General features: G+C 32.6%; 5 protein-coding genes. 1 reads left to right on the plus strand and 4 read right to left on the minus strand.

The window, feature by feature from the left end:
- Window positions 1-302, minus strand: a 302-nt coding sequence (locus VIL26_03265) for a hypothetical protein (protein ID HEY8389951.1), incomplete at its 3' end; no start/stop codon positions are given.
- Between the two features lie 221 nt (window positions 303-523).
- On the opposite strand from VIL26_03265, the gene VIL26_03270 reads away from it, so the two are divergent.
- The gene (locus VIL26_03270) at window positions 524-1,099 is read left to right on the plus strand and encodes a helix-turn-helix transcriptional regulator (protein HEY8389952.1); all 576 of its coding nucleotides are present in this window, start codon (window positions 524-526) and stop codon (window positions 1,097-1,099) included.
- 55 nt (window positions 1,100-1,154) lie between these two features.
- Here the strand turns inward: VIL26_03270 and VIL26_03275 are convergent, their stop codons facing one another.
- The 3 genes from VIL26_03275 to VIL26_03285 are packed head-to-tail and all read right to left on the minus strand — an operon-like array spanning window position 1,155 to window position 3,675.
- Window positions 1,155-1,322: a hypothetical protein gene (locus VIL26_03275; protein HEY8389953.1), complete on the minus strand. Its 168-nt coding sequence runs from the start codon at window positions 1,320-1,322 to the stop codon at window positions 1,155-1,157.
- A 35-nt stretch (window positions 1,323-1,357) separates the two neighbouring features.
- Complete coding sequence (gene feoB / locus VIL26_03280) at window positions 1,358-3,433, minus strand: ferrous iron transport protein B (GenBank protein ID HEY8389954.1); 2,076 nt, start codon at window positions 3,431-3,433, stop codon at window positions 1,358-1,360.
- 11 nt (window positions 3,434-3,444) lie between these two features.
- On the minus strand, window positions 3,445-3,675 hold the full coding sequence (locus tag VIL26_03285; protein HEY8389955.1) for a ferrous iron transport protein A: 231 nt from the start codon (window positions 3,673-3,675) through the stop codon (window positions 3,445-3,447).
- Between the last annotated feature and the right edge of the window lie 3 nt (window positions 3,676-3,678).

A 3,678-nucleotide genomic window follows, 5' to 3' on the forward strand; every position in this document is an offset into this window, starting at 1 on the left:
GCATTTGATTTCTTGGCAATTTCTATAGTAGGATCATTGCTTTCCTTTACTATAACATGAACACCAAAATGCTCTTTAGGATATGTTTGACGATTAAGACAATCTAACAAATCCCCAATTACCTTGCTTTCATTTCTGGCAGGTATGATTACTGCAATGTTATTTTTCTTTTCATTAAATAATCTCTTTTGCTTTTTGAAGGAAGCAAACCAGCCCTTTAATCGGGGAATGTAAAAAATAAGCAAAATGGCACAGATTGCCAAAAATAAATAAAGCGAAACGTCTAAAGCTGTTTTTAACATTTTTTAATTCTCCTAAAAAATAAATGATATAATAAATACAATTTAATTCTATTTTTGTATTCTATGTAAGTCAAGATAATATTTTAGTAAAAACTATACACTTAAAAAACAGAAGATGAGAGGTCTTTCTATTAATTCTCACCCTGAGAATTTTGACTCTACAAATTGTAGATTGATGGAATACAGTTGATTTGCACAACAAAATTATATATAATATTGCCATGAAACCAGTTAAGCAAATAATAGCTCAAAATCTTTCAGAGTTAAGAAAACAAAATAAGTTAACTCAACTTGAATTGGCAGAACGTCTTAATTATTCTGACAAGGCAATTTCAAGATGGGAGCGCGGAGATACATTGCCCGATATAGACGTGCTGTGCCAATTAGCTGATATGTATGGAGTGTCCTTTGAATATCTTATAACTGAAGGCTCTATGCATGATAAAAGCCGTATGATGACCAAAAAAGAGCGCAGCAACAAACTCACCATTACTTTGCTTGCAATATCTTTGGTTTGGTTTTTGGCAACTATAATTTTCGTTTACTCAAATTTGTTCTTCTCATATATATTTTGGCAAGTTTTTGTATGGGCTATACCCACTTCTTTAATTGTTGCAATTATTTTTAATAGTATTTGGGGAAAAAGAAAAAATACCTTTATTTTTATTTCTTGTATGGTTTGGACAGCCCTTGGAAGTCTTTATATTCAACTTATACAATATAATATTTGGCTGGTATTTATTTTGGGTGTCCCTGTTCAAATTGCAATAGTTCTTTGGTCAAATTTGAAAAAGTAAATATAAAAAAGAGAGTACATTTACTATACTCTCTTTTTTATTTGATATTAGTAGATTATTTTTTTAGGTCTTTCTTTTTTTTGATATAACTGCATGCATCGCAGCCCGGGCATCTTCTTATTCCTGACTTTTTATTCTTAATTTTATTTAATACCAAATAAGTAATTATACCTATTGCACTTAGCAAAACCAAAATCAATATTACAATATCTGCTGCTGTCATAGAAATCTCCTACTAATTATTATGCTGTTTATGTTTTAAAATATAAGCATTATTAAATTACCTATTCCATAAATCAGCAATGAAACTATATACGCAATTGCAAGCTGATAAAGCAAGATAATTGCTGTCCATTTTCTTGATTTAACTTCTTGAGAAATTGTTCCAATTGCTGCAAGACAAGGAGGAGCCAAAAGATTGAAAGCCATGAAGCAAAACGCTGACAACGGTGAAACAAAAATTCCAGCAGTCGTTATCCATGTTTTTACTTGTTCCATGAGTCCTTCATCTTCCAAAGGATCTCCTACTCCAGCCAAGGTACCAAAGGTAGATACTACCACTTCTTTTGCTATAAAACCGCTTAGAATCGCAAACGCAGCCTGCCATACACCAAAACCCAAAGGTTTAAAGATATAAGCTAAAACTCCGCCAATAGCCGCCATCATGCTGTCGTCTGGATTTTCAACCATCTTAAACGAAAAATTAAACGACTGTAAAAACCATATAATTATTGATGAAAGTAAGATGATTGTTCCAGCTCTTTTGGCAAAACCCTTTAATTTATCAAGAAGAATTCTTAATAAAGTTTTTATATCAGGAGCACGGTAAGCCGGCATTTCCATAATAAAAGGAGATGAATGTTTTTTGAATACAAATTTATTAAATATCAAACCTGTAATTATCGCCATTACAATGCCTAATACATAAATAGCAAAGATTACTAAAGTTGCGGTCATTCCTTTAAAAAATGCAGCGGTCATAAACAACCATATAGGCAACTTAGCTCCGCATGACATAAAGGGCGTTACCATAATGGTAAGTCTTCTTTCGTTTTCATTTTCCAAAGTACGTGCACCCATTACAGCAGGAACACTACATCCAAATCCCATTAGCATAGGAACAAAGGATTTTCCGCTAAGACCAAATTTTCTAAAAGCTCTATCCATAACAAATGCCGCTCTCGACATATAGCCTGTAGCTTCCAAAATTGAAATCAAAAGATACATTACCAAAATATAAGGTGCAAATCCAAATACGGCACCTACACCGCCATAAATACCATCAACTACAAGTCCAATTGACCAGTCAGACGCATTGACATAAGTCAAAAACTCTGTCAACCATCCGCCTATACTACCAATGAGCCATTCTACACCAGTCGCAAGCAAAACACCGGGCATCATAATAGTAACATTGCCTATTTCAAACTCACCAAAAACTAAAAAGAACATTGCAAACATAATCAAGAAGAAAATAGGCAATCCCCAAATTTTGTGAGTTAATATTTTATCTGCTTTATCTGATTTGGACATTTCTTTTAGCTGCTTTGCTTTTTTAACAGCCTTTTGACAATTACTTGAAATATAATTATATCTCAGATCAGCTACAACAGCTTCAATGTCCTGGTCTTTTGATAATGAATCTCTAATATTATTGATAAATTGCTTTGTATTATCGTCTAATTGCAAATTATCTTCTAATGGCTTGTCGCCTTCTAAGAGTTTAATAGCAGAGTAAACAGGGCTAAATACTTTTTTTTGAGCTAGTATATCTATTATTTGATTTATTTCATTTCCTATTGATGATTTTTCTAGAATTGATGAGCCAATAGATTTTTTTGAAGTTACATCTATTACTGCTTTCATTAGATCATCTAGACCTTTTTTTCTATGCGCTGAAATAGGAACAACTTTTACACCCAAAGCTTTTTCCAAAACAGCAACATCAAATTCTATATTTTCTTTTTCCAAAACATCCACAAAATTAAGAGCAATAACTACTGGAATATCAATTTCGATAAGTTCGGTAGTAAGATATAGATTACGTATAAGATTGGTTGCATCAACTATATTAATAACAGCATCAGGCTTTTCATTAATTATGTAATTTCTTGCTATTATTTCCTCTGGTGAGTAAGGAGATGTAGAATATATACCAGGTAAATCAACTATTGAAATAGTTTCCTTTGATATTTTCCCTTTATAAAGACCTTCTTTTTTTTCTACGGTAACACCAGGCCAATTTCCTACATGAGCATTACTGCCTGTAAGCGCATTAAATAATGTGGTTTTGCCGCTGTTAGGATTACCTGCTAAAGCAATTCTGTAAGACATTGATAAACTCCTTAATCCTCTATATTTTTGATAATGATATTTTCAGCTTCAGCTTTTCTTATGCTAAGTTCATATCCTCGAAGCGAAATTTGAATAGGATCCCCTAAAGGTGCGACTTTTCTAAGATAGATTTCTGTTCCAGGAGTAATACCCATTTCAAAAAAACGTCTTTTTAATATACCCTGTGCGGCAACCTTTTCAACTGTGCAACATTGTCCAACTTTTAGATCTTTTAACGTCATTTT

It is taken from the genome of Clostridia bacterium, from assembly GCA_036562685.1.
Taxonomy (GTDB): domain Bacteria; phylum Bacillota; class Clostridia; order Christensenellales; family DUVY01; genus DUVY01.

Excerpts from the sequence above, each read along its gene's own strand:
- VIL26_03270 (HEY8389952.1), top strand. The coding sequence starts at position 524 with ATGAAACCAGTTAAGCAAATAATAGCTCAAAATCTTTCAGAGTTAAGA.
- VIL26_03275 (HEY8389953.1), bottom strand. The coding sequence starts at position 1,322 with ATGACAGCAGCAGATATTGTAATATTGATTTTGGTTTTGCTAAGTGCA.
- feoB (HEY8389954.1), bottom strand. The coding sequence starts at position 3,433 with ATGTCTTACAGAATTGCTTTAGCAGGTAATCCTAACAGCGGCAAAACC.
- VIL26_03285 (HEY8389955.1), bottom strand. The coding sequence starts at position 3,675 with ATGACGTTAAAAGATCTAAAAGTTGGACAATGTTGCACAGTTGAAAAG.